General features: G+C 73.8%; 18 protein-coding genes. 5 read left to right on the forward strand and 13 right to left on the reverse strand.

What is annotated here, in order from left to right; genetic code table 11:
- Nucleotides 1-77 precede the first annotated feature (77 nt).
- Nucleotides 78-887: a sugar phosphate isomerase/epimerase family protein gene (locus ACZ4MH_RS06775; RefSeq protein ID WP_467754312.1), complete on the forward strand. Its 810-nt coding sequence runs from the start codon at nt 78-80 to the stop codon at nt 885-887.
- Nucleotides 888-1,767: 880 nt separating this feature from the next.
- On the opposite strand, the gene ACZ4MH_RS06780 is transcribed toward ACZ4MH_RS06775, so the two are convergent.
- The gene (locus ACZ4MH_RS06780) at nt 1,768-1,947 is read right to left on the reverse strand and encodes a hypothetical protein (protein WP_351599606.1); all 180 of its coding nucleotides are present in this window, start codon (nt 1,945-1,947) and stop codon (nt 1,768-1,770) included.
- Between the two features lie 7 nt (nt 1,948-1,954).
- Here ACZ4MH_RS06780 and ACZ4MH_RS06785 point away from each other — a divergent pair, with 7 nt between their 5' ends.
- Together ACZ4MH_RS06785 and ACZ4MH_RS06790 are read left to right on the forward strand one after the other, a co-directional pair.
- A complete protein-coding gene (locus tag ACZ4MH_RS06785; RefSeq protein WP_351599607.1) occupies nt 1,955-3,628 on the forward strand; it encodes a glycoside hydrolase family 3 protein in 1,674 nt (557 codons plus the stop codon).
- A gap of 342 nt (nt 3,629-3,970) precedes the next feature.
- Entirely contained in the window at nt 3,971-4,573 is a 603-nt protein-coding gene (locus tag ACZ4MH_RS06790; RefSeq protein ID WP_467754405.1) for a hypothetical protein, read from the forward strand.
- Nucleotides 4,574-4,682: 109 nt separating this feature from the next.
- Here ACZ4MH_RS06790 and ACZ4MH_RS06795 read toward each other — a convergent pair whose 3' ends face one another.
- From ACZ4MH_RS06795 to ACZ4MH_RS06820, 6 genes are all read right to left on the reverse strand, one after another.
- On the reverse strand, nt 4,683-6,128 hold the full coding sequence (locus ACZ4MH_RS06795) for a S28 family serine protease (protein ID WP_351599609.1): 1,446 nt from the start codon (nt 6,126-6,128) through the stop codon (nt 4,683-4,685).
- A 129-nt stretch (nt 6,129-6,257) separates the two neighbouring features.
- The gene (locus ACZ4MH_RS06800) at nt 6,258-10,160 is read right to left on the reverse strand and encodes an ABC transporter ATP-binding protein (protein WP_351599610.1); all 3,903 of its coding nucleotides are present in this window, start codon (nt 10,158-10,160) and stop codon (nt 6,258-6,260) included.
- A gap of 102 nt (nt 10,161-10,262) precedes the next feature.
- Nucleotides 10,263-11,315: an esterase-like activity of phytase family protein gene (locus ACZ4MH_RS06805; protein WP_351599611.1), complete on the reverse strand. Its 1,053-nt coding sequence runs from the start codon at nt 11,313-11,315 to the stop codon at nt 10,263-10,265.
- 101 nt (nt 11,316-11,416) lie between these two features.
- Entirely contained in the window at nt 11,417-14,185 is a 2,769-nt protein-coding gene (locus ACZ4MH_RS06810) for a discoidin domain-containing protein (RefSeq protein ID WP_351599612.1), read from the reverse strand.
- Nucleotides 14,186-14,326: 141 nt separating this feature from the next.
- Entirely contained in the window at nt 14,327-16,027 is a 1,701-nt protein-coding gene (locus tag ACZ4MH_RS06815; protein ID WP_351599613.1) for a thiamine pyrophosphate-binding protein, read from the reverse strand.
- Nucleotides 16,028-16,094: 67 nt separating this feature from the next.
- Nucleotides 16,095-17,546, reverse strand: coding sequence for a sodium:solute symporter family protein (locus ACZ4MH_RS06820; RefSeq protein ID WP_351599614.1), 1,452 nt, complete (start codon nt 17,544-17,546; stop codon nt 16,095-16,097).
- Between the two features lie 132 nt (nt 17,547-17,678).
- Between ACZ4MH_RS06820 and ACZ4MH_RS06825 the strand changes: the two genes are divergently transcribed.
- Together ACZ4MH_RS06825 and ACZ4MH_RS06830 are read left to right on the forward strand one after the other, a co-directional pair.
- On the forward strand, nt 17,679-19,331 hold the full coding sequence (locus ACZ4MH_RS06825; RefSeq protein ID WP_467754317.1) for a PucR family transcriptional regulator: 1,653 nt from the start codon (nt 17,679-17,681) through the stop codon (nt 19,329-19,331).
- A 312-nt stretch (nt 19,332-19,643) separates the two neighbouring features.
- Complete coding sequence (locus ACZ4MH_RS06830) at nt 19,644-19,850, forward strand: hypothetical protein (RefSeq protein WP_351598505.1); 207 nt, start codon at nt 19,644-19,646, stop codon at nt 19,848-19,850.
- 74 nt (nt 19,851-19,924) lie between these two features.
- Here ACZ4MH_RS06830 and speB read toward each other — a convergent pair whose 3' ends face one another.
- The 6 genes from speB to ACZ4MH_RS06860 form a co-directional block, all read right to left on the reverse strand.
- Nucleotides 19,925-20,905, reverse strand: coding sequence for an agmatinase (gene speB / locus ACZ4MH_RS06835; RefSeq protein ID WP_030250019.1), 981 nt, complete (start codon nt 20,903-20,905; stop codon nt 19,925-19,927).
- Nucleotides 20,906-21,053: 148 nt separating this feature from the next.
- Nucleotides 21,054-21,404 (reverse strand): CU044_2847 family protein, encoded by a 351-nt coding sequence (locus ACZ4MH_RS06840; protein WP_351598502.1) that lies wholly within the window; start codon nt 21,402-21,404, stop codon nt 21,054-21,056.
- A 4-nt stretch (nt 21,405-21,408) separates the two neighbouring features.
- Nucleotides 21,409-23,184, reverse strand: coding sequence for an SUMF1/EgtB/PvdO family nonheme iron enzyme (locus ACZ4MH_RS06845; RefSeq protein ID WP_351598500.1), 1,776 nt, complete (start codon nt 23,182-23,184; stop codon nt 21,409-21,411).
- A 32-nt stretch (nt 23,185-23,216) separates the two neighbouring features.
- Complete coding sequence (locus ACZ4MH_RS06850) at nt 23,217-24,143, reverse strand: putative Ig domain-containing protein (RefSeq protein WP_351598498.1); 927 nt, start codon at nt 24,141-24,143, stop codon at nt 23,217-23,219.
- Nucleotides 24,143-25,318 (reverse strand): coiled-coil domain-containing protein, encoded by a 1,176-nt coding sequence (locus ACZ4MH_RS06855; RefSeq protein ID WP_351598496.1) that lies wholly within the window; start codon nt 25,316-25,318, stop codon nt 24,143-24,145. The genes ACZ4MH_RS06850 and ACZ4MH_RS06855 overlap by 1 nt, the downstream gene beginning before the upstream one ends.
- 166 nt (nt 25,319-25,484) lie before the next feature.
- A complete protein-coding gene (locus tag ACZ4MH_RS06860; RefSeq protein WP_351598494.1) occupies nt 25,485-26,531 on the reverse strand; it encodes a trypsin-like peptidase domain-containing protein in 1,047 nt (348 codons plus the stop codon).
- Nucleotides 26,532-26,584 lie beyond the last annotated feature (53 nt).

The raw sequence follows: 26,584 nt of genomic DNA on the forward strand, positions 1-26,584 counted from the left end.
GAGCCGTTGGCTGCCGGTGTGGTGGGGACGGTACGAGGATCTTTGTGAAGGGCTGCGAAAGGTAGGGCTGTAGGGCTATGCGATTCGCCTTCTCGACGCTGGGCGTGCCCGGTATGCCGGTACGAGACGTGGCCAGGCTCGCCGCCGGTGCCGGGTATCACGGGGTGGAGCTGCGCGCCCATCCGGAGGAACCGGTGCACACGGGCCTCGGTCCCGGCGAACGTGCCGATGTCGCCCGGGAGTTCGCGGACGCCGGGGTGGAGATCCTCACCGTCGCCGGGTACGCGAAGGTCGCCGAGGCTCAGGACGCGGCGGGCGAGGCGGCACTCGCGGACGAGCTGGCGGGGCTGGTCGGCCTCGCGGCGGACGTGGGCGCCTCGTACGTACGGGTGTTCCCCGGTGCGGGCGACCGGCCGGCCGCGGAGGCCGACGCCGACGCCGCCCGCCGGCTCGGCGCCATCGCGCCGCTCGCCGCGGACCGCGGCGTGTCCGTCCTGCTGGAGACGCACGACTCGCACCGTACGGGGGCCGCGGCGGCGCGCGTGGTCGGTCCGGTGGGGCACGGGTCGGTCGGGGCGCTGTGGGACGTGCTGCACACCTGGCTCGGCGGTGAGGACCCGGCCGCCACCCAGGCCGTGCTCGCCCCCCACCTGGGCTACGTCCAGGTCAAGGACGTCGCCTCGGCCGGGGACAAGACACCGCTGCCGCTCGGTGCCGGGGTGCTCCCCCTGGCCGGCTGCCTCGGCGCGCTCGTCGGGGACGGTTGGGACGGCTGGCTGTGCTGGGAGTACGAGAAGCGGTGGTACCGCGAAGCCCCCGCACTCCCCGACCTCCTCCGCCCCGGCCGCGAGCACTTGGAGCAGCTCCTGACCACCTTGGAGAAGTGAGGTCGAGCCGAGCCCCGGGAATGAGGACGAACCCGGGGAAGTGACGACGAGCCCCGGGAAGCCGGGCCGGCCCCGGGAAGCCGGGACAGGGACGGGAAGTCGGGCCGGGCCCCGGGGGGGGAGCGGGTGGTCCACCGTGTGTCAGTAGTACCAATCTGTACCAACCTTGCGTGGTGGGGCGGTTCCGGGGAACCCAGGGCGTTGCCGGTCCGTCACAACGACGTACTGCCGGTGAGTCTCCGCAAAGCGGTGTCGGCCTCGCTGCTGGCTGCGTCGCTGACCACCCTCTCCACCGCCTGCGGCCGGCAGCACACCGCCACCGGCGCACCCCCCTCCTCACGCGCCGGTGGCGGGTCTCCTTCCGGGCCGGCCGCCGTTCGGAGCGGCCTCCGTTTCACGGCCCCGACGCGTACCGCTCCGCCCCGTGCCTCCGGTCGTGTGATCACCCGGTTGGTGCTCGGGCATTGACCGGCAATTGTTTTCCGGATATCCGTGTCTCCTTGGCAGTTTCCTTCAATACGCCTATATGCCCGGGGCTGGACGGGTGGGAGCGGTCTGTGCCGCGCCCCGGCCGTGTGGTGCCACCGGCGCCGAGGAAGTCGCCGAGGAGTCACCGAGGAGTACCAGGAAAGTCGTTGAGCAAGTCACCGAGGAAGTCGCCGAGGAAGCCTCCCAGGAGCCCTCCGGAAGGAGCGCACATGCACTCCAGACGTACCACTCACCCCAGCCCTGCCGATCGCCCAAGATCTACTGATGGTTCCGGATCCACCGATCGCCCCGTCCCCGGATCCGCAGATCACCCCAGACCCGCCGATCGCCCCGGACCCGCCGATCGCCCCGGCCCCAGGCCCGCCGATCACTCCGTCCCCAGACCCGCCGATCAGCCCAGACCCACCGACCGCTCCAGGCGGGCCGTTCTGACCGCTGCCGCGGCCGCTGCGGCCGCCGCGGCTGCTACCCGGGCCACCGCCGGTATCGCGTACGCCGCGCCCGCCGGTACCGCGTACGCCGCGCCCGCCGGTCCCCCGCGCGCCACCCTCGACCGGCTGCGGGCGCTCATCGCGAGGATGAGCCTGGAGGAGAAGGTCGGGCAGCTCTTCGTGATGCGGGTGTACGGGCACTCCGCCACCGCCCCCGACCCCGCCGACGCCGAGGCCAACCGCAAGGAGATCGGCGTCTCGAACGCCGCCGAGCTGATCGCGAAGTACCACGTCGGCGGCATCATCTACTTCTCCTGGGCGCACAACACCCGCGACCCCCACCAGATCGCCGAGCTCTCGAACGGCATCCAGCGGGCGGGCGCCGCCCAGCGCGTCCCCGTACCGCTGATCATCGCCACCGACCAGGAACACGGGATAGTGGCCCGGATCGGCGCGCCCGCCACGCTCTTCCCCGGGGCGATGGCCCTGGCCGCGGGCGGCTCGCGGGAGGACGTGGAGACGGTCGGCCGGATCTCCGGTGCCGAGCTGTACGCCATGGGCATCCGGCAGGACTACTCCCCCGACGCCGACGTCAACGTCAATCCGGCGAACCCGGTCATCGGCGTACGGTCCTTCGGCGCCGACCCCAAGGCGGTGGCCCGGTTCGTCGCCGCCGAGGTGAAGGGGTATCAGGCCGCAGGCGTGGCCGCGACCGCCAAGCACTTCCCCGGCCACGGCGACACCGACACCGACAGCCACATCGGGATCCCGTACATCCACCACTCCGCCGAGGAGTGGGAGCGCCTGGACGCGCCGCCCTTCAAGGCGGCCATCGCGGCGGGGATAGATTCGATCATGACGGCGCATATCGTCGTGCCCGCGTTCGACAAGAGCGAAGACCCCGCCACGCTCTCCAAGCCCATCCTCACCGGCATCCTGCGCGAGCGCCTGGGCTACGACGGCGTGGTGGTCACCGACTCGCTCGGCATGGAGGGCGTGCGCAAGAAGTACGGGGACGACCGCGTCCCGGTACTCGCCCTGCGGGCCGGCGTCGACCAGCTGCTGAACCCGCCGGACCTGGAGGCCGCGTACAAGGGCGTGCTCACCGCCGTGGGCAACGGGGAGCTGAGCGAGCAGGAGATCGACGAAAAGCTGCTGCGCATCCTCGCGCTGAAGGAGCGCCGCGGCCTGTTCGCCGGTCCGTACACCTCGCGGCGTGCGGTGGACCGTACGGTCGGCACGCGGCGGCACCTCAGGACCGCCGACAAGATCGCCGACCGCACCACGACGCTGCTGGTCAACGAGGGCAAGGTGCTGCCCCTCTCCCGGCGCAGCGCCCGCCGCGTCCTGGTGGTCGGCGCCGATCCGGCCGCGCCGTCCGGCACCGGCGGCCCGCCCACCGGCGTGCTCGCGCGCACCCTGGGCGAGCTGGGCTTCACCGCCACCGCGCTGTCCACGGGCACGGCGCCCACCCAGGCGCAGACCGACGCGGCGGTGGCGGCGCTGGCGAACCACGACGCGGTGGTCGTCGCCACGTACAACGTCACCGCCGGGTCCTCGCAACGGGGGCTGGTGCGGGCGCTGCTGGACTCCGGGAAGCCGGTGGTGCAGCTGGCGATCCGGAATCCGTACGACATCGCGCAGCTCGACGGCGTCAAGGCGGCGCTGGCCAGCTACTCGTGGACCGATGTCGAACTGCGCGCCGCCGCCCGGGTGATCGCGGGCCGCCGGGAGCCGAAGGGCAGGCTGCCGGTCCCGGTCATGCGCGCCGACGCGCCCGGCACGGAGCTCTTCCCCATCGGCCACGGGCTGTCCTATTGATACCCCCCACTACCTACTGAGACCCACTACCTACTGAGACCCACTACCCGCTGAGGCCCGCTACCTCCTACCACCCACTGCGACGCACTGAGACGTACTGGCCGCCCCCGGGCTGACGTACTGATCTCTCGTACCGCCGGCATCGTCCCCTTCGTACCGCATTGCTCGTACCTCATGCGCAATACGCCGTTCGCGTCTGGCGTGTGCCCGTCACGGCGGGTCACGCTGGGCCGGCATGGCCCGGCACGCCGGCCGGGGCAGCCGGGGCAGGGGGCGGAGCGCGCGGGCGCGGCGCAGGGGGGACGGTCGGTGGGGGTGTGCGGTGCACGGGCCGTGGGGCCGCTGCTGGGCGCCGTGCTGGCGGTCGGGCTGTTGCTGACCGGTTGCCGGCCGTCGTCGAGTACCGAGGCCCGCGACTCCGGTACCGCGCGGCCGACGGGCCACGGCGCGGTCTTCCTGGACCGCGGCGAGTGCAGCAGCCGCGGGCGGGCGTCGGCCTTCCGTGAGGTGGCCTGTACGAGCGGGGCGGCCGCGGCCCGGGTGCTGGCGCGGCACGCCGGGCGGCAGTCCCGGGGGCCGCTGTGCCCGGCCCGTACGGACTTCGTCCTGCACATCAGCGAGCACCGGCCGGACGCCGACGAGGACGGCGACGGCGCGATTCCGCAGGGGTACGCCTGCATGCGCAACCTGCGTGCGCCGCACCCCGGTGACCCGGGGCAGGGCGGCGGCCCGCGCACCGTGCCCGGGGACTGCGTCTACCTCGCCGCCGGGCTCCAGGCCCGCGAGACGCCCTGTGCCGCGTCCCGTTCCGGCGCGGCGCACCGCCCCGAGTACGAGGTGACGGCGACGGTCGGCGACCGGCCGTCCTGCCCGTCCGGCACGGCCCTGTACCTCCGCCTCCCCGATCACGCCACGGGCTGCGCCCGCCGCCTCGGCAAGAGCTGAACCGGCAAGGGCTGACCCGGCAAGGGCTGAACCGGCAAGGGCTGAACCGGCGAGGGGCCCGGGGCGACAGTCCGCCGCCCCGGGCCCCTCACTCGGTACCGACCGCCCGTTACGGGCGCAGCATCGGCAGCCGCTGCGTCTGCTGCTTGTCCAGCTTCTTGTCGTACGGGGCCGCCGGGGCCGGGCTCCCCGCGGCCGGGGTCACGCCGGCCCACTTCAGAAGGCGGGCCGTGGCCTTGGTGCGGTCGGCGTCCTTCAGCTTGGTGATGTTGGAGCCGTGGTTGCCGCCCGGGACGGTGAAGACGTAGGAGTCCCGCGCGCCCTTGCCGACCTGGAAGTGCTCCGAACTCCACGGGTCGTACTGGCCGTTGACGAACATCATCCGCTCGGCGTGGTGACGCACCCAGCGGTCCACGTCCGGCATGGCCTTCTTGTCGAAGGACATGGGGATGTCACGCGGCACGAAGGTGCGGGAGTTGTTGATGCCCGGGTAGCGGAGCAGGTCCGCGACGTTCGGGTAGGCGTAGCCGGGCTCACCGAGCTGGGTGCCCGCCTGGTAGTAGTACGGCAGGTAGGGCTCCATGCCCTGGTCGGTGTAGCTGTCGAAGCCGCCGACCTTGTCCATCCAGGCCCACAGCGCGTCCGTGGTGGCGGTGGGCTCGGGGACCTGGGCGCAGGCGGTGTCGGCGGGCTGGTACTGCCAGAAGCCGAAGACCAGGTCGGTGACCATGATTTCGTACGCGCGGTCCGCGTTCCCGGCGAGCTTGAAGGTCCAGCCCTCGGTGGCCGCCTTCTTCTGGAAGCGGTCGACCATCTCGCCGCGGCGCTTCAGCGCCTCGCGCTCGATCGCGGCGAGGTCCTTGCGGCACTCGGCGGTGCCGACGGTGGCGAAGAAGCGGTCGTAGGCCGAGTCCTCGTCGTTGACGACATCGTTGGGCGCGACGTAGGCGACCGTGCCGTCCATGTCGTGCGGGTAGAAGCGGCGGTAGTACGTCGCCGTCATGCCGCCCTTGCTGCCGCCGGTGGCGATCCAGTGCTTGGCGTAGACGCCCTTCAGCGCCGTGAAGATGCGGTGCTGGTCGGCGGCGGCCTGCTGGATGTCCAGCTTCTTCCAGTCGGCGGGCTGCGGCCGGGACGGGGTGAAGTAGCGGTACTCCATCGAGACCTGGTTGCCGTCGATGAGCTTGGTGGGCTCGCTGCGCGTCGGCTCGGTGGAGACGTTGTAGCCGGAGGTGAAGAAGACGGTGGGGCGGTCGGTGGACTTGTGCAGCACGGTGATGCGCTGCTCGAACGTCCCCTTGCCCGGGTGCCGGTGGTCGACCGGCTGCTTGTAGTTCAGGACGAAGAAGCGGTAGCCGTCGACCGGCTTCTCCTGGACGAGACTCATCCCCGGTATCGCGAGCAGGCGGTCCTTGATGTCCGCTTCCGCGCGGCTGCTCGCGGTCGTTCCGGCCGGCCCGGCGGCGGTGGCCGCCCCTGCCGTGGCGGCGGTGCCGGCACCGGCCGTGCCTATCAGCACGGTGAGCGACAACAGCCATCTCAGCGTTTTGCGCATGCGCCCTCCCCTGGGGTTCGCAAAGGTCGCGCTGAACCTATCGGCGCTGCCCCCCGCCGACCACCCCCCGACCGGCGGTAGCGGGCGGGGCTGCGGGCGGCGGGGCGCGCACGTCGGGGGCGCACGGCGCTACACCCTTGCCTCCGCGGCCTCGGTCTCCGCCGCCTCGCCGGTGAAGGAGCGCCACAGTTCCGCGTAGCGGCCGCCCTGGGCGAGGAGTTCGGCGTGCGGGCCGTCCTCGGCGACGCGGCCGTGGTCCAGTACCACGACCCGGTCGGCGCGGGCGGCGGTCGTCAGGCGGTGGGCGACGACCAGGGTCGTGCGGCGTCCGACGAGCCGGTCCGTGGCGTGGTTGACGACGGACTCGGTGGCCAGGTCGAGGGCCGCGGTCGCCTCGTCGAGCAACAGCACGTCGGGGTCGACCAGTTCGGCGCGGGCGAGCGCGAGGAGCTGGCGCTGGCCCGCGGAGAGGTTGCGGCCGCGCTCGGCGACCTCGTGGAGGTAGCCGCCGTCGAGCGTGGCGATCATGTCGTGCGCGCCCACCGCCCGGGCCGCCGCCTCCACTTCGGCGTCGGTGGCGTCCGGGCGGCCGTACGCGATCGCGTCGCGGACGGTGCCGGCGAAGAGGTACGACTCCTGGGGGACGACGCCCAGCCGGTGGCGGTAGCCGGTCAGGTCCAGGTCGCGCAGGTCGGTGCCGTCGACGCGGACGGCGCCGGTCGTCGGGTCGTAGAACCGGGCGACCAGCTTGACCAGCGTGGACTTGCCGGCGCCGGTCTCGCCGACGAACGCGACGGTCTGCCCTGCGGGGATGGTCAGAGCGATGCCGGAGAGCGCCTCGGCCTGCTCGCCGTCGGCGGTCGCGTAGCGGAAGTGGACGTCGTCGAAGGTGATCTCGCCCTGGAGCTCGCGGACCGGGCGCGGGTTCTCCGCCGCCGGAGTGGTGGTCGGCTCGCGCAGCAGCTCCTGGATGCGGCCGAGGGAGACGGACGCCTGCTGGTAGCCGTCGAAGACCTGGGAGAGCTGCTGGACGGGGGAGAAGAAGAGGTCGATGTAGAGGAGGTACGCGACCAGCGCGCCTGCCGTGAGGGTGTGTCCGGCGACCCGGTCGGCGCCCACGATCAGGACGAGGGCGGCGGCGACCGAGGACAGCAGCTGTACGAACGGGAAGTAGATCGAGATCAGGAACTGGCCGCGGGTGCGGGCCTGTCGGTACGCCGCGCTGCGCTCGGTGAAGCGCGCGACGCCGCTGCCCTCGCGGCGGAACGCCTGCACGATGCGCAGCCCTGCGACGCTCTCCTGGAGGTCGCCGTTGACGACGCTGATCCGCTCGCGCGCCAGCTCGTACGCCTTCACGCTCTGCTTGCGGAAGAAGTACGTGCCGATGATCAGCGGCGGCAGGGTCGCGAAGACGACCAGGGCCAGCTGCACGTCGATGGCCAGCAGGGCGACCAGGATGCCGAAGAAGGTGAGGACGGAGACGACGGCGGTGACCAGGCCGGTCTGCAGGAAGGACGAGAGGGCGTCGACGTCCGTCGTCATCCGGGTCATGATCCGGCCGGTCAGCTCGCGCTCGTAGTAGTCCAGGCCGAGGCGCTGCAGCTGGGCGAAGATCTTGACGCGCAGCGAGTACAGGACGCGTTCGCCGGTACGCCCGGTCATCCGGTTCGAGCCGATCTGGGCGGCCCACTGGGCGAGCACGACGAGCAGGGCGGCGGCGGACGCGGCCCACACGCCGTTGAGCGCGGCGCGCTGTACGCCGTCGTCGATGCCGTGCCGGATCAGTACGGGCAGCAGCAGCCCGGCGACCGCGTCCACGGCGACCAGGAGGAGGGCGATCAGCAGCGGGCGGCCGAAGCCGCGCAGCAGGCGGCGCAGCCCGTAGGCGCTCTCCGGGCGTGCGGCCCGGTCCTCGTCGATGTCGGGGGTGTCGGTGGCCGGCGGCAGCGCCGCGACCTTTTCGAGCAGTTCGGGCGTCGCCGGCATCCCGGCCAGCGCGCCGGCCATGCCGCCGGGGCGGCCGGCGAGCGCGGCGGCGGGCGCGCCTCCGTGGTCCCGCTGATCGGCGCCGCCGGCCTCCTGGCCGGTACGGACCCACAGCTCGGGGGTGACGCCGTCGATGACGCGGCGGGACCGGGGGCGTGCGCCGTCAGCGGCAGCCGCGGTCACCGGCTCCCCGTCCGCGGTCGGCCGCTCCAGCAGCCCCGTGGCCGCCGCCTCGCCCGAGAAGGCCCCGGCCGTCGCCACCTGCCCCGCCGGGTCCCGCTCCACGCCGCCCAGCTCGTCCGGGTCGGTGAGCAGCCTGCGGTACAGCTCGCAGCGCTCCTCCAGCTCCTCGCGGGTACCGATGTCCAGCAGCCGGCCGCCGTCGAGGACGGCGACCCGGTCGGCCAGCGCCAGGGTGGAGGCGCGGTGCGCGATCAGCAGGGTCGTGCGGCCCGCCATCACGCCGCGCAGCGCCTCGTGGATCTCGTGCTCGACCCGGGCGTCGACCGCGGAGGTCGCGTCGTCCAGGACCAGCACGCGCGGGTCGGTGAGGATCGCGCGGGCCAGCGCCACGCGCTGCCGCTGCCCGCCCGACAGGCTCAGGCCCTGCTCGCCGACCGCGGTGTCGTACCCGTCGGGGAGCGCGGAGATGAAGCCGTCGGCCTGGGCGGCGCGGGCCGCGGCCCGGATCTGTTCGTCGGTGGCGTCCGGGGCGCCGTAGGCGATGTTGTCCCGGAGGGAGTCGGAGAAGAGGAAGCTGGTCTCGGGTACCAGGCCGATGGCGCCGCGCAGCGAGTCGGCGGTCAGGTCGCGCACGTCCCGGCCGCCGACCAGCACCCGCCCCGCGCTCGGATCGTAGAAGCGCGGCAGCAGCAGGGAGACGGTGGACTTGCCGCTGCCGGAGGTGCCGACGACGGCGACGGTCTCGCCCGGCTCGATGCGCAGCGAGAAGTCGTCCAGTACCGGGTGGGCCGCCGGGTCGTCGCCGTACCGGAAGGTGACGTGCTCGAACTCCACGGTGGCGGGCGCGTCGGCGGGCAGCGGGGCGGCGTCCGGGCGCTCCTCGATGACCGGCTCGGTGTCGATCAGCTCGAAGACCCGCTCCACGCCGGCGCGGGCCTGCTGGCCCACGGTCAGCATCATGGCGAGCATCCGGACCGGGCCGACGAGCTGCGCGAGGTAGGTGGAGAAGGCGACGAAGGTGCCCAGCGTGACCTGGCCGCGGGTGGCCATCCAGCCGCCGAGCGCGAGCATCGCGACCTGCCCGAGGGCGGGGACGGCCTGCAGGGCCGGGGTGTAGCGGGCGTTGAGGCGTACGGTGCGCAGCCGCCCGGCGAAGAGCCGCCGGCTGACCTCGCGGAGCTTGCCGGTCTCCTGCTCCTCCTGGCCGAAGCCCTTCACGACGCGGACGCCGGAGACCGCGCCGTCCACCACGCCCGCCACGGCCGCCGCCTGCCCCTGGGCGTACCAGGTCGCGGGGAAGAGCCGGACGCGGCTGAGCTTGGCGATCCACCACAGGGCGGGCGCCACGGCGAGGGCGACGACGGTCAGCAACGGCGACAGCACCACCATGACCACCAGGGAGATGGCGAACAGCAGGACGTTGCCCAGCATCATCGGCACCATGAACAGCAGCGACTGCACGAGCTGGAGGTCGCTGGTGCCGCGGCCGACGACCTGTCCCGTACTGAGTTCGTCCTGCCGCCGGCCGTCCAGCCGCGTGATGGCCCGGTACATCCGGGTCCGCAGGTCGTGCTGGACGTCCAGGGCGAGCCGGCCGCCGTAGAAGCGGCGGATGTACGTCAGCACGTACACGGCGAGCGCGGCGACGATCAGCAGGGTCGCCCACGGTGCGAGGGATCGTTCGTGCTTGACGATCACGTCGTCGATGATCAGCTTCGGTACGAGCGGGACGAGTGCCATGACGGCCATCCCGGCGAGCGAGGAGCCGAGCGCGAGCAGTACGTCCTGTTTGTACTGCCAGCACGTGCGCGTCAGGCGCCGCGCCCAGCCCTCTTCCGCCGTATCCGTGTCCGCCCCTGCCACGCGACGCCTCCCGCCGGTCGATTTCTTACCGCAAGGCACCAACAGCGACGGCCGGTGATTTCATCCCACGGCAACAAATCCGGCGGTCATCGGTCATGGACCTCAAAGGCGGACGGTCATGTCGTAGAGCCGGGTGATCTGCTGCGCCCGCTGGTTGTCGTCGCTGACCAGGAGCAGGTGCAGCCGCCCGTGCGCGCGCCCCAGGACGGTCATGCCCTCGATGTTGTCCAGGAGGGGGTTGATCTGCGGCTGCCGGGCGGGCGCGCCGAGGGACGGGCAGCGCGTGAGGTCGGCGAGCAGGGTCTTGGTGGCGGGGCGGGTGGCACCGGTCAGCCGCTCGGTGCCCCGGGTGTCGTCCGCCTGGCGCGGGTCGGCGAGGTAGAGGCGGATGGTGTTGCCCTGCGGTTCGAATTTACGTTCGAGTACGAGGAGGCGGCCGTCGCCGATCGAGGTGATCTCGGGGATCGTCATGCCCTCCTCTGCCGGGTAGGCGTATTGCCTGCCCAGGGCGTAGCCGCCGTGCGGCTGCCGCTGCCAGGTCTGGAAGCGGTGCAGCGGGCGGCCCTGCGCGTCGGTGCCGTCGCCGGCGAGCGGGCCCTCCATGGACGCGGTGAGGGTACGGCCGCCGGGGCCCGCGGTCAGGCCCTCGAAGGTCTGGTTGGCGGTGGCCCGGCCCGCCGGGGCGACCCGCAGCGCGTCCGGTACGGGCAGCCGTCCGGCCGGGTGCCCGGCCGGGTCGTAACGACGGACCGACGGCTCGGTCTCGGAGGTGATCAGCCGGTCGCCGTCCTTCTCGACGACGAGGCCCTCGGAGTCCAGCGGCCTGCCGTCCTCGTCGGCGAGCGGGACGCCGCGCAGCGGCTCACGCGTCCGGCCGTCCAGCGTGACCAGCGCGGACCGGTCGGAGAGCGCGAGCAGGTCGCCGTCGGTGTCGCGGGCGAGCGCGGAGAGGTTCCCGACGTAGAGGCCGTCGACGGACCGCTTGTCCAGGGCGTCGGAGTACCGGTCGACGGAGACGCGCGGGGAACAGGCGTGGCCGGCGGCGGGCGTGCCCGGCGGGGCGGCGGACGTGGCCGCCGCGGCGGTCGCCGGGAGGGTTCCGGCGACGAGCAATGTGGCGGCGAGCACGGCCGGTATCGCGGTGGTGATGCGCACGGCGGGTCCTTTCGGTCGGCAGCGGGCGGGGCGCCCGGGGAGATCCTTTCCCTCGGGCGCCCCGCCCGCACCGTGCGTACCGTCTGGCGGAACGGCGACCGTCAGTCCTTGGCGTCGGCCACCGTCAGCTCTTCGATGCCCGGGTGGGTCTTGGCGTCCGCCTTGCCGCGCACGGTGACCCGGACGTACCGCGCCGGCGACGTCCCGGCGTATCCGGTGCCGGTCCAGTGCCGTCCGTCGCGCGAGACCTGGACCTGGTACGACGCGGGCTTGGTGGCCGTCCAGTGCGGAGTGACCGTGCCGATGCGGCGGACGGTGCCCAGGTCGGCGGTGAGCGTGCCGGTGGCGGCGTCGGGCACCCACGCGGTGGTGGTGTTGCCGTCCAGCGCGGCGCCCGCGTACATCCCGGGCTCCTCCGACGTGGCCTTCGCCGACGCGCAGCGGGCCACGTTGGTGGTCGGCTCCTGGTCGGGGCGGCGGGTCTTCAGCGTCAGCGGCGACCCCTGGCCGACGATCCGCTCGCCCTCCGGCGTCGCGACCGTCATCGGCTCACCGCCGGTCAGCCGCACCTCGGTGTGGTGCGCGCCGAGCGCCACGTCGTACGTGCGGCCCTGCCAGCGCAGGCCGCGCAGGGTGACGCCGTCGGCGAGCTGCGGCGGCAGCGTCGGGTCCAGGGTGATCCGGTCCTCGCCCAGCCGCAGGCCGGTCAGGCCGTGGGTGAAGACCTGCAGGAAGCCGCCCTTGCCGGTGAGGAAGTCCTGCGCGGGCGAGCCGGCGAGCGGATCCCCGGCGCCGGCCTTCTCGCCGCGCGCCTCGGAGAAGAGGTGGAACGGGCCGCGCATGAACGGCCGCACGGACCGCTGGAGATACGTGTACGTCGCGCAGCCGGGCTCGCCGATCTCGGCGGCGTCGATGGCGTGCACCGAGTCGGTCATGGCCGGGCCGTCCGGGTCGGTGTGCGCGGCGTAGTAGTCCAGCGTCTTCGCCTTGGCCGCGTCGGACATCGGCCACTGCAAGGGGTACTGCAGCAGCACGGTGTCGGCCTGCTTGATGGTGGTGCCCTTGTAGCCGTCGTACTGCTGGAAGACCTGCTTCTTCTTGTCGTACGGGATGCGCAGCTTGTCCGCGATGGTGTTCCACGAGGCGGGCGCGTGCTTGCCGAGGACGGCGGCGGCGCGGGTAGCGTGCCGGAGTGCGGTGGCGGCGCCCGCGTTGGTGAACACGCCGTCGTTCACGCCGTTGCTGTACTCGTCCGGGCCCGCGACGTTCTTGACCGAGTAGCTGCCGTCACCGTTGTGCGTGACGCGGGAGGCCCAGAACTGCGCGATGCCCTGCATGAGGGGCCAGCCGCGGTCCCGCAGCCAGCCGGTGTCCTTGGTGGCGAGGTAGTACTGCCAGGCGGCCAGCGAGACGTCGCCCATCAGGTGGTTCTGGGTCTTGCAGTGCGGCGGGTCCCAGCTGTGGCACTCCTTCCACAGATCGCCCTTGCCGCCGCTGGTCCACGGGAAGAACAGCCCGTCGTAGCCGAGCTTCTTGGCGTTGGCGCGGGCACCGGCCCGGGTCTTGTAGCGGTACTCGACGATGGACCGGGCGAGCTCCGGATGGGCGGCCAGCAGGCCCGGGTACATCCAGGTCTCGGCGTCCCAGAAGATCTCGCCCGCGTAGTTGTCGCTGGTCAGACCGGCCGGGGCGATGCTGTCCGAGCCTCCCTCGCGGGAGTTGGCGAGCAGTCCGTACTGCGCGGAGCGCACCCAGTCCTGGAGGTCGCGCTGCTCGCGGCCGCGCACCTCGATGTCGGAGTGCCACAGGTGCTGCCAGGCGGTGGCGTGGGAGTGGTAGAGGCGGTCCCAGCCCTGCGCCGCGGCCTGCTGGGAGGCGCGGGTGGCGGCGGCTCTGGGGTCGTGCGAGGTGAGCGCGGTGTCCACGCCGACGTACTTGGAGACCTCGTACGTCCGGCCCTTGTGCACGGGGAAGCCGACGCCCTGATGCGCCGTCAACTTCTCGGGCGCCTCGGCCTTCTGTTCACTTTCCGAACGAATGCCCGGGCCCGTACGGAGCGTGGAGGCCACCGCGCCCGCCGTCCTCGTCCCGTCGGTGCGGAAGGTGACGTCCTGCGTGCGGTCGCCGGCGCGGGCGCCGCCGCCGGTCTGCGAGATCCGGCGGGCGCCGCGCCCGTCGAGGGTGTCGGTGACGGTCGCCGGGCCGCTCCAGTGCGGCGTCATCCGCAGCCGTACGGCACCGGTGTGCGCGTGCGTGCGGTCCGCGAGCACGTCGAAGACCAGGTCGGTGGCGCGGCCGTCGGCGGCGGTCCAGGTCAGCGACGTACGGACCAGGCCGCAGCGCATCAGGAGGGACTGCCGGTAGTGCGAGATGCGGCCGGGCTTCGTGGCGGAGCTGAAGGTCTCGGCACCGGGGCCGCCGGTGGCCACGTCCAGCGTGGACCAGGTGGGCAGCGCGGCGATGGCCTGCCGCTTCTTCACCGACTTGGGGCCCTCGGCGTACAGGCCCGCGGCGAAGGAGCCGTCGTAGCGCGGCGTGAACAGCGGCCAGCCGGTCTTCTCGCCCGGGGCGGCGTACCCGGTGCCGTTGGGCGGCACGCGCTGCCCGAGGTAGCCGTTGCCGACGTACGGGTGAGCACTGTCGTCGGGGTCGATGCGTGTGGCGGTGGACGTCCAGCCGGGGCCGTCGGAGGCGCAGGAGCCGTCGGCGGCCGGGGTGCTCCCGGTCGCCGCGGCAGGCCCTGCGGGGTGGCCGCCGTCCTCCGCCGCGACGGAGGAGACGGAGGGCACGGCCGCGATGAGCGCGCCCGCGAGCAGGGGGACCAGCAGCCGCCGGCCGGCACGCGGCAGCGGACGTGGGGAGTACGTCATTGTTCTCCGTCGACGGGTCGTCGGGCACGGGAGGCAGCGAGCCAGACCTGGCGCTGCCCGCAGCGAACCTAAAGTTATGAACAGTTCGCGTCAACGGTCCACGCGCTTTGTTCACTTTCCGAAGCCGGAGAATCCGCAGGATCACCCCTGTGCGTCGGCCAGGTGCGTCGGCGCGAACATCCGCAGCCGGGCCGGGAGGACGACCACGGAGGGGCCGGGCGCGGCCAGCGCCGCCGCCAGGTCCTCCCGCAGCCGCTCCGGGGCACTCGTCACCGCCGGCACGCCGAAGGACTCGGCCAGCGCGGCGAAGTCGGGCCGCGCCAGCTCGGTGCCGGTCGCCCGCCCGAACGCGTCCGTCATGTACTCGCGCAGGATGCCGTAGCCGCCGTCGTCCACGATCAGCCAGGCCACCGGCAGGTCGTACTGGCGCGCCGTGGCCAGCTCGGCGAGCGAGTACATGGCACCGCCGTCGCCGCTCACGGCGAGCACGGGGCGCGCTGCCCCATCGGCGCCCGCCGCGGCCCGGCCCGCCACGGCGGCGCCCAGCGCGGCCGGGAATCCGTACCCCAGTCCCCCGGCGCCCTGCGCGGAGTGCATCGCGCCCGGTGTCCGCGGGTCGAAGGCGGACCAGGCCCAGTAGCCGAGGATCGTCATGTCCCAGCAGCTGACCGCGTCGTCCGGCAGCGCGTCGCGGACGGCGGCCAGCACGTTCCGCTCCAGGTCCAGGCCCTGCCCGTCGATCCGCTCCCGTACGCGGGCGAGCAGCGCGGCGGTCGCGTCGGGTGCGGCGGTCGCGTCGCCGTCGGTAGGGCGCTCGGTCACCCGCGCGGCCAGCTCCCCGAGCGCGAGCCGGGCGTCGGCGTGCAGTCCGAGCGCCGGGTGGTTGGACTCCAGCTTTCCGGCGTCCGCCTCGATCTGGATCACCCGGCCGCGGGGCCGGAGGGTGTGGTAGTTCGACGACAGCTCGCCGAGGCCAGAGCCGACGACGAGCAGCACATCGGCGTCCTCCAGGAAGTCCGTGGTGTGCCGGTCCTCCAGCCAGGACTGGAGCGAGAGCGGGTGCGTCCAGGGGAACGCGCCCTTGCCGCCGAACGTCGTCGCGACCGGCGCCCGCAGCCGCTCGGCCAGCGCGCGCAGCTCGGGCTCGGCGCCGGCCCGTACGACGCCGCCGCCCGCGAGGATCACCGGGCGCGCGGCTTCCGAGAGCAACTGAGCTGCACTGTCGAGGAGTTCGGAGCGCGGGGCCGGGACGCGCGGATGGACGGTGAGGGTACGGACCGGTGGCACGTCCGGGCCGACCGGCGCGAGCAGTACGTCCTGCGGGATCTCCAGCCACACCGGTCCGTGCGGCACGCTCAGCGCGGACTCCCAGGCCTCGGCGACGGCGGACGGGATCTGCGCGGCGGTGCGGGCGCTGTGCACGGACTTCACCACGCCGCGGAACGCCGCGCTCTGGTCGCGGAGTTCGTGCAGGTATCCGTGGCGGCCGCCGCCCAGCCCGGCGACCGGCACTTGGCTGCCGATCGCGAGGACGGCGGCCGAGGCGGCGGCGGACTCCTGCAGGGCGGCGAGCGTCATGAGGGCGCCGGGGCCGGTGGAGACCATGAGCGGTGCGACGCCGCGGGTGGTACGGGCGTACGCGTCGGCGGCGAACCCGGCGTTGTTCTCCACGCGCAGGCCGACGTACCGCAGTGTGCTGCGGCTGAGCGCGTCGAAGAGGCCGAGGGCGTGCTGGCCGGGGAGGCCGAAGACGGTCTGCGCGCCCAGCGCTTGCAGCGATTCGGTGACCAGGTCGCCTCCGGTGCGGGTGCGCTGCTGCGGCGGGGCCGGATGGGTGCTCATGGGTTGCTCTCCGTGGGACCGTGCGGGTGGTCTTTGGGGTATCCGCGGCCTGGCGGCCGCGTCGTCCTCAAACGCCGGACGGGCTGGGTTTGGTGGGGGTGGCCAAGCGCGCCCGCCACTCCGCCAGTACCGCCGGGTCCGTCGGTCGGGAGGCCAGGCTCACCGCCACGTACGCCGCCAACGACACCGCCAGGCCGTAGTAGATCGGTTCGTTCGCGAGGACGCCGCGCCAGGTCATCAGGCCGATGACCGTCGCGCCGCCCGCTGCGACAGCGGCCAGCGCGCCCGCGCCCGTGCCGCGCTTCCACAGCAGGCCGCCGAGGATCGGTACGAGGAGGCCGCCGACCAGGAGGTTGTAGGCGACCGTCAGCGCCTGGACGACGTCGTGGATCGCGATGGCGATGCAGATGACGGCGACGCCCATGACCAGGATGAACACGCGGTTGCCGCGCACCTCGTCGCGTTCCCCGGCGGCCGTACCGCGGCCCACCGCGCCCCGGATCCGCGACCAGATGTCGTTGTTGGCCACCGTCGCGCAGGCGATCAGCGCGCCCGAGGACGTGGACATCACGGCGGAGAGCGCCGCCGCCAGCACCAGTCCGCGCACCCCCACCGGCAGGGCGTCCTTCACGATCGTGGCGAACGCGTCGTCCGGGCTGCCGAGATGCGGGTAGAGCACCTTGGCCGCCGTACCGATCACGGCTCCGGCGAGCGCGTACACCAGGCAGTACGTACCGGCGGCCGTGCCGCCCAGCCGCGCGACGCGGTCGCTGCGCGCCGTGAACACCCGCTGCCAGATGTCCTGGCCGATCAGCATCCCGAAGGAGTAGATGAGGACGTAGGTGAAGACGGTCTGGCCGCCGATGCCGAGCGGGGCAAAGTAGTCGTCCGGGAGTTCGGCGCGGAGCTGCCCGAGGCCGCCCGCCTTGATGACGGCGACCGGCAGCAGGAGGAGCAGTACGCCGATCGTCTTGACCACGAACTGCACCATGTCGGTCAGCGTGATCGACCACATGCCGCCGAGCGTGGAGTACGCGACGACGATGGCCCCGCCGAGGACGATCGACACCGTGCGGTCCAGGCCGAAGAGGACGTCGAAGATGGTGGCGTACGCGATCGTGGACGTGACGGCGAGCATCAGGGTGTACGCCCACATCACGACGCCGGAGATGACGCCGGCCGCGCCGCCGTAGCGCAGGTCGAGCATCTCGGAGACCGTGTAGACCTTCAGCCGGGCGATCCGGGCGGAGAAGAAGAGGCTCAGCGCGAGCAGGCCGAGGCCGATGGTGAAGACCATCCAGGCGCCGGAGAGGCCGTACTGGTAGCCGAGTCCGACGCCGCCGATCGTGGAGGCGCCGCCGAGGACGATCGCGGCCATGGTCCCGGAGTACATGAACGGGCCCAGGCGCCGCCCGGCGACCAGGAATTCGCTCTTGGAGCGGGCGCGGCGCATACCCCACCAGCCCACGGCGAGCATGCCGGCCAGATAGAGGACGATCACCGCGTAGTCGACAGCCATGGGCCATCCCTTCGGCAGGGCGGGGGGGGAGGGGGCGGGGCGGGTTTTCGTGGGTTGACCTTAGGAAACGGCGTGGCGGCGCAGAAGTGTACGTTTCCTCCACCGTGCTGCTGAGGAATGGATGATCCGCACATGGCTGACGCGTCGCACCCCTCGCCGCCGCCCACCCCGGGCGTCCCGCTGTCCGCGCTGCTCGCCCGCGCCGACCTCGGGCTGCGGCAACTCGCCGGGCCGCGCGCCGACGCCGACATCCACTGGGTGCACACCTCGGAGATGGCCGACCCGGAGCCGTATCTGCTGGGCGGCGAGCTGCTGCTGACGGCCGGGGTGCACCTGGACGAGGCGGCGGGCGCGGGTGCCCCTCTCGACGGCCCTCTCGACGACTCCCTCGATGGCTCTCTCGACGACTCTCTCGATGGCTATCTCAACGGCTATGTGGAGCGCACGGTCGCGGCGGGCGCCGTGGCGCTCGGGTTCGGGATCGCGCCGGTGCACGACGCGGTGCCGCGTGCGCTGGTCGCGGCCTGCGACCGGTACGGGCTGCGGCTGCTGGAGGTACCGGCCGGGACCCCGTTCACGGCCGTGGAGAGCGCCGTGTGGCAGGCCATGACCGAGACCCGGCACCGCGAGCTGACCCGCATCGGCGACGGTCAGCGCGCGCTGGCGGCGGCCGCCGCCGGGCCCGATCCGGTACCGGCCGTGCTGCGCACGCTCGCCCGCCAAGTGGGCGGCTGGGCCGCGGTGTCGGGGCCGGGCGGAGACGGCGAACTGGCCGCCGCCGGGCCTCGGCCGCCCGCTCCCGCACGGACGGCGGCGGCCCGGCTCGCACGCCGCGTGGCAACCCCCGGCGGCCCGGCGGCGGCGAGCGACACGCTGATGGCCGCAATCCCGGGCGGCCCGGTGGCCGCAATCCCGAGCGGCCCGGCAGCCGCGAGCGATACGCCGGTGGCGGCGGCCGTGAGCGACGCCCCGGCCGAGGCGGCCGGTACGCATCTCGCCGCGTACGCGCTCGGCGGCCGGGCCCCGGACCGGACGCTCGCGCTGATCGTCGCGGCGCCGCCGCCCGACCCGGCGGCCCGCGCCGTCGTCGGCGTCGCCGCGGTACTGCTGTCGCTGCTCACCGGCCCGTACGCGGAGGCGGCCGACGGCGGCCACTTCGCCGCGCTGGTCCGGCTGCTGCTGGGGGACGGCCCCGCCGACGTGGCGCCGCTGCTGAAGCACCCGCACTGGACCGTCGTGCACGCCCGCGCCCGGCGCGGCAACGACGCCCCGGCCACCGCCCTCGCCGCGGGGCTGGGCACCCCCCTGGTCGCGCCGGGCGACGACGCCGTCCGGGCCCTGGTACCGGCCGGTCGGGACATCACCGCACAGCCGGGCTGGACGCTCGGCGTGAGCGAGCCGGTACCGGTGTCCGCGCTGCCCGCCGGGGACGCGCACGCCGCGGCCGCGCTGCGCCGCGCGGTGGCCGCCCGTACCCCACTCGTCCGCCACCGCTCCCCCGGCGTCGGCGGCACCGGCGGCGTCGCCGCGCTGGTCCCGCCCGCCGAGGCCCGCGCGCACGCGGCGGCCGTACTGGCGCCGCTCGACGGCGCCCCGGCGCTCCGCGAGACGCTGCGCGCCTGGCTCTCGCTGCACGGCAGCTGGGACCGTACGGCGACGGCGCTCGGCATCCACCGCAACACGGTCCGGCAGCGCATCGCCCGCGTCGCCGCCCTGCTCGACACCGATCCGGACGACCCGGACGTCCGGATGGAGCTGTGGTTCGCGCTCGGCGTCCGTTCCTGAAGGCGTCGTGCGTTCCTGAAGGCCTCCGTTCCTGAAGGCGTCCGTTCCTGAATTACCGGAAACGTTTACCGACATATCCTTTTCGCCATGACCTCGCCGCCCTTTGCCGACCCTTCATGAATTCCACCGGCTCACTTCCGACATCGACGGCATCGGCGGCCAAAAACGCACTTCACGGCCCATGCGGTAGGCCATTTCCGACGTAATGCACGGGCCGTCGGAGGCGACTTGCCTTACGGGCTCCACCCCGGCACTATTCCCGGCGTCACCCCCCGTTCTTCCGCGTCCCCGTGCTTTGAAAGGAAGAAAGTCATGCGTGACTTCATCGAGACCGCCGAGATCGCCGACAGCGAGCTGGACGGCATCGCCGCCGGCGCCGCGACCCTCGGCGGCAGCGTCGCCGGCTACAGCGCCGGTGTGACCGTCGACGGCACCGCCGTGCAGGCCGTCGAGGGCCTCGCCCAGGGCACCATCGCCAAGGCCAACGGCCTGGCCGGCCAGCTGCCCACCGGCATCTGAGCAACGCCCGAACACACACCAGGGCCCCGGAACGTTTCCGTTCCGGGGCCCTGGTGCGTTCGGTACGACCGGCGTCAGCCGCGCGCGGCCGCGATCTGCCGGGACATGATCGTGGTCAGCTCGTACGCCGTGTGGGAGGCGGCGACCGAGGTCATCTCCGCGTGGTCGTACGCCGGGGACACCTCGACCAGGTCTGCGGAGACCAGGTTGCAGGAGGCCAGCCCGCGCAGGATCTCCAGGAGTTCGCGCGAGGTCAGGCCGCCGGCCTCGGGGGTGCCGGTGCCGGGGGCGTGCGCCGGGTCCAGGACGTCGATGTCGATGGAGATGTACAGCGGGCGGTCACCGATGCGCTGGCGCAGCTGGTCGGCGACCTCGTCCACGCCGCGGCGCATGACGTCCGCCGAGGTGACGATGCCGAAGCCCATCTTCTCGTCGTCGGTGAGGTCCTTCTTGCCGTACAGCGGGCCGCGCGTGCCGACGTGGGAGAGCGCCGAGGTGTCGAGGATGCCCTCCTCGACCGCGCGGCGGAACGGCGTGCCGTGGGTGTACTCCGCGCCGAAGTACGTGTCCCAGGTGTCCAGGTGCGCGTCGAAGTGCAGCAGCGCCACCGGGCCATGCTTCTTGGCGACCGAGCGGAGCAGCGGCAGCGCGATGGTGTGGTCGCCGCCGAGGGTCATCATCCGGGCGCCGGTGCCGAGGAGGTCGTCCGCCGCGGCCTCGACCGTCTCGACCGCCTCGTTGATGTTGAACGGGTTGGCCGCGATGTCGCCGGCGTCGGCGACCTGGGCCAGCGCGAAGGGCGAGGCGTCCTGCGCCGGGTTGTACGGGCGCAGCAGGCGGGACGCCTCGCGGATGGCGTTGCCGCCGAAGCGGGCGCCGGGGCGGTAGGAGACGCCGGTGTCGAACGGGACGCCCACGACGGCCACATCGGCGCGGCCGCCGACCTCGTCGATGCGCGGCAGCCGGGCGAAAGTCGCCGGGCCCGCGTAGCGCGGGACGCGGGAGGAGTCGACGGGACCGACGGGCTCGGGGGATGCGGCAGATGCGGTGGTCATGGCGCTGAGCGTAAAGACGGAGCGGCGTCCGCCCCATGGACATATCTGTGAGGTACGGGGGGCATCATTCGACACGGTGTCCAGCGACCGGGCCGCGCCGGGGGCGTCGGGGCCGGTCGGGGCCGCGTCGGCGCCGCGTCGAGGGCGCTCAGGCGGTCTCCGGGGCCTGAGGCCGCTGCCCGGACCAGGTGACCGTCACCTGGAGGTGGCCCTCCACTCCCGTCTTCGTGATCACCGCCCCCGCCTGCGCGGTCAGCTTCACGCCGAACTGGATCTGCACCTCGTCCGGGCGCTGCGCCAGCGACCCGAAGCAGCGCAGGGCCGCGTCGGCCGCGCCGCGCACCCCGTCCAGGGCACGGTCGAAGGTCGTGGTGCCGTCGGCCACCGCACCGTCGGCCCGCCCCGCGCCCACCGTCCCCGCGCCCTCGTCGGCCGTCTCGACGATCACCTCGCCACCGCCGTCCAGCGGGAACCGCACCAGCCCGGTCGCATCCGTCACCCCGTCACCTCCCTTCTTTGCTACGGGAGTTGAGTGGCACTCCCGCTTCCCCGAGGGCGTCGAGCGAGTCCGGAGGTCCGCCCGGTACGTACGGCTCGGTGCCGTGCGTCACGTCCGCCGCGCAGCGGAAGCCGATCGCCGCGTCGACGTGGTCCGTGCGGGCCTGGGACTGGTACGACACCAGGCCGTACACCTCCAGCACCTCACCCGTCGCGCCGCCGCGCACGCCCCGATACTCCGGGACCGTGCCCTCGGCGACCCACTCGTTGACATTGCCGCTCATGTCCAGGACGCCCCAGGGGGACTGCCCGCCGGGGAGCGAGCCGACCGGCAGCGTCCGCACCGTGCGCGGCCCCGCGCCGCCCGGCAGGCCCTGGCAGCGCTCCCGCTCGAAGGCGCTGCCCCAGGGGTACATCCGGTCGTCGTCCGGGCCGCGGGCGGCCTTCTCCCACTCCAGCGGGGTGGGCAGCCGCTTGCCGCGCCACAGGGCGTAGCACAGCGCGTCGCGCCAGCTCACGGACGTCACGGGGTGATCGGGGGCCTCGGCCAGTACGGCGCCGAAGCCGGGCGGCTCCGGGTAGTTGACCGCCCGGACGAAGGCGGCGTACTGGGCGTTGGTCACCGGCGTGCGGTCGATGTCGAAGGCCCGGCAGAACACCCGGCGCGGGCCGCTGCCGCCGGTCAGCCGCCGCACCTGCTCGTCGTCGGGCGTCATCCGGGCGGCGATCAGCGCGTGCCGGGCCTGGGAGTCGCTGAGGCCGTGCACGAACGTACCGGCCGCGATGCGCACCATGCCCTCCGCCTGCGCGTCCGGCACCCGGCGCAGCAGCCCGCCGCCGCACACCGGGCAGCGGGCCGTCGCCGGGGCCGAGCCGACGACGTGGCCGCAGTCCGGGCAGTACGGCCGGTCCAGATCGCGGTCGGCCAGGGCGCGCGCCATGTCCTCGTGCAGCAGCATGTCGGCGAGGGAGCGGGCCGTGGGCCGGTCCTCGGCGCGCGGCGCGAGCATCGAGACGACGATGTGCGCCAGCTCCTCGGGAACGTCGGCGCCGGGCGCTGCCAGCTCGGCCCGCAGCGCTTCCGAGGCCCCGCCGGGCCAGTGGTTCACCAGCCGCCCGGTCAGGCACAGGTGGAAGAGCATCCCCAGCGCGTACACATCGTCCGGCGGCTCGGCGAGATCCAGCTGCGCGAGGCGCTCCGGGGAGATGAATTCGATGCGGGTGGTGACGTCGGAGAACTGGCCGGCGCCGCTCAACCCCCAGTCGATGAGGCGTACTTCGTTGCCCCGGGTCAGGAGCACGTTCGTCGGCTTGATGTCGCGGTGGCAGACCTTGGCTTCGTGCGCGTGGGCGAGCGCCGCGGCCACCCCGCCGCAGATCCGCGCCGCCTGGCCGGGGGCGAGCCGCCCGGCAGCCAGCAGGTCCTCCAGCGAGGGCCCGTCGACGTACTCCATGAAGAGCGCGGGTCCCAGCGCCACCCGCCCGGCCGCCGCGTCACCCTCCGCCGCGCCCTCCCCGGTCAGTTCGAGCGCGGGCAGGGCCAGCACCGGCCGTGCCGTGTACGGGGCGTTGCCCAGCCGGGCGACCGCGAGCTGGCACTCGTGCAGGAACGCCTGGTCGGCCGCCTCGCCCAGCCGTTCCCTGATCTCGCCGCGGATGCGCTTCACCGCGAGCCGTTCCCCGAGCCGGCCCTCGACCACGCCGACCTCGGAGAACCCGCCCCTGCGCACCTCGCGCACCTCGTGCCCGGTGCTGAGCCGGGCTCCCGCCACCAGTCCCATCTACCGTGCACCCCCTTTCGTCGTACGGAATCTCACCGGCCCAGCCCCCGGAGGCCGCGGACCGGTGGTTGGATGCCGCCCCGCGAACCGAAGACGATCACTTTGAGGATCTGCAGGACCACGAGCGCGCCGATCGCCGCCAGCGCGTACACGTACCAGGGCGCCCACCGGTCGTTGTCCGACCGCTCCTCCCGCGGCTCGCCGACCGTCATCCGGACGCCCTGCTCGGTGCGCGCGCCCGTGCTGTCGGTGACCCGTACGGCGAAGAGGAAGCTGCCGCTCTTCTCCGGCGTCCCGCTCAGCGCCCCTGCCCCGGACAGCCGTATCCCGGGCGGCAGTTCGCCGACCGCCCGCCAGGCGTACGGGCCCTCGCCCGCCGCCGCCTGGAAGTGGTGCGTGGCGTACTCGGCGCCCTTCTTCCCCTCGGGCACCGCCAGGGTCTTCGCGACCACCCGCAGGCTCGGCCGCTGGGAGCCCGCCTCCGGCGCGGCACGCACCACCGCCAGCCGCAGCGTGCGCTGCGCGCGCATCCCCGCCGCGTCCTGCACCCGCACGGTGGCGGTCGCCGCGGCCTCGTCGGCGCCGGCCGGCCCCGAGGCGCTCCGGGCCCGGCCGGTGACCACGCCCTCCTCGGTCAGCTTCAGCCCCTCGGGCAGCTCACCGGCCGCGCGGGCCCAGTGGTACGGCGGGCGGCCGCCGACCGCGGCGAGCGTGAGCGCGTACGGCTTGCCGGCCACCGCGTCCGGGGCCGCCGCGGTGGCGACCCGGATCTGCGGCGGGCGGCTCGTGTCCGAACGGTCCGGGGAAGCGTTCGCGCTGACCAGGGCGAGCAGCACGGCCATGAACATCAGCGTGGCGATGATGATGAGCAGCAGGTCGATGAAGCGCAGCTCCACGGGGGCGCCGTCGCCGTCGCCGCGCCGTCCCCCGAAGCTCCGCGGGCCCCCGAGTCCGCGCATCACAGCCCGCCGTTCGCACGGCCGCCGCCGAGGCCGTCCGGGCCGCCCCGGAAGTTCTGCGGACCGCGGGGCCGGGGCGGACCGTCCGGGCCGCCCGGCGTGCCTGGCCCGGGTCCGGGAGCGCCGGGTCCGGGAGCGCCGGGTCCGCCGCCGAAGTCGTCGCCGTCACCGTCCGGCAGGATGTACCGGCCGTTGTGGTGCCCGGGTCCCCCGCCGCGCGGGGCGCGGACCGGGGTGAGGACCATGTCCCGGTCCAGCCCGGCGCCGATGCCGGAGAGCTGGGCATCGATGGAGGTCAGCCGGCTGACGATCTCCTCGGAGCGGTCCGGGCGGTTATCGCCCAGCCGGGTCCCGGCCGCCTCCGTGCGCAGCCGCTCCAGCTCGGTGTTGAGCCCGCGCACCGCCGCCACCGCCGTCCGCATGGACTCGCCCAGTTCCTGCACCGCCCGGGCCTCCGCCGCCCAGTCGGGGCGGGCGGCCGTCCGCCCGGCCCGGCCGAGCTCCGCCAGCGCCCGCTCGTCCGTCGCCAGCAGCAGCCGCTCCTCGTGGGTGTGCACCACCGAGACCAGCAGATGGCACACCACGCTGCTGCCGAGCGCGAAGAGCGTGATGCTGAACGCGCCTGCGAGCGGCGGGATCACGTCCCGCACGAGGGTGTGGCTCAGCTCCGCGTACGACGAGGTCCTGGCCACCGCGCCGCCGAGCCCGCCGATGGACCGCGCCATCTCGGCGGCGGTGCCGATGAACCCGAGCGCGGGCAGCGCCCAGACCAGGGCGCGGATGAGCGCGTACGGCGTCTCGGCGCGCGCGGCGTGCACCGCCGAGCGGCCGGCGACCAGGGCCTCGGCGCGCTCCGGCTCCCGCCTGCGGGCGTCCTCGGCGGCCTGCCGCAGCATGGCGTGCACCTCGCCCACCCGGCCGCCCGGGGCGCGGGAGGGGTAGGCGGCCAGCCCGGCGGCCTCCCGGCTGTTGTGCAGCAGCCGTACGCCCAGCATCAGCAGCACCCACAGGGTGACCGCCAGCACCGCGGTGGCCAGGGCGCGCGACGCCCCGCCGCCGTCGATCAGCCGCTGCAGCGGCGGCACCGCGCCCGTCACACCCGTGGACACCAGGAGCACCGCCAGGGCGCCACCCGTCAGCCCGCACCAGAAGAACGTCCCCCGTAGCTTCTTCACGCCTACTCCCCTGCCCTCAGGCGGCGTTGAGGCCGCAGTCGGCTCTGCGTGCCTCTTCACCAGACGTGACGTATATCTCACGCACCAAAGTTCCCGCCCGTCACTCCTTCGAGTGGTGTATAGCGAAAACGACCCGTGAGTAAGGGAGTTGGGGGGTGAAAACGGGTCAGCCGAGCGAGCTGGTCTGGCCGTCGTCGACGAACTCCAGCTCCCAGTGCGCCCGCGCCCCGTCGGAAGTGGCGTCGCCGGAGCGGCGCGCGGCCTCGATCAGGACCGTGTCGCCGTTGCGCAGCCGCGTCCGGCCGTCCTGCGGCACCGGCTGCGGCAGTTCGTTCCCCACGTGCCGCACGAAGACCCGCGGCCCGGCCACCGGCAGCTCCACGAACCACTGCCCCCACTCGTACGCGAGCCGGCAGTGCCAGCGGCTGACCACGTGCGGCGCCCGCGACGCCAGCAGGATGTCCGCCTCGGTGCCCGTACCGCTGCTCCGCCCCACCCAGTACGTGTGCCGGTCCCGGCCCGTGGTGCGCAGCGGCACCAGCCGGGCGGGCGCGCCGTACGGGTCGTGCACCCACAGCCGTACCGGGTACGGCTCGGTCAGCTCCGGCCAGTGCGCGCGCAGCCCGTCCACGGGCACCGCGTACGCGGTCCGCAGCCGCGCGTCCCGGTCGACGGCAGTCACCATGCCGACGACGACGCGGGCGTCCCGGTCCCACACGGGCGAGCCGCTGAAGCCGCGCGCGGGCGAGTAGCCCTGTGCGCTCGGCACGGTGAACTGGATCAGCCCGCCCGCCGTGCGGCCGTCCAGCCGGCCGGTGGCCCACACCCCGTCGGGGTGCCCGGCGGGGAATCCGTACGCGTCGAAGCCGTGCCCTGCCGGGTCGTCGACCTCGTCCAGCGGCGCGGCGCAGGCGCCGGCCGGTACGCGTGCGGGCCGCAGCACGGCGACGTCGTCCGGGCTGCCGACCGGGGTCTCGGCGCGGCTGAGCACGATGCCGGCCGGGATGCCGTGGCCGCGTTCCAGAAAGGGGAAGTCGACCAGGACCCCGGCCGGCCCGCCGCCCCCGCCGTCCCCTCCGCCCCCGGGTCCGACGACATGTGCGCAGGTCAGCACCGTTCCGTTGGCGCACAGCACGCCACCGCCGAGTACTCCGTCGCCGCCCGCCGGCCTGATCCGTACCTGCCACGGCGGCCTGGCCGCCCGCCCGTTCACCCGTGCTCCCCCTCGCCGTACCGAGCCGCCGGAACACCGCGATCGTAGACACG

The organism is Streptomyces sp. NPDC026301, from assembly GCF_055567935.1.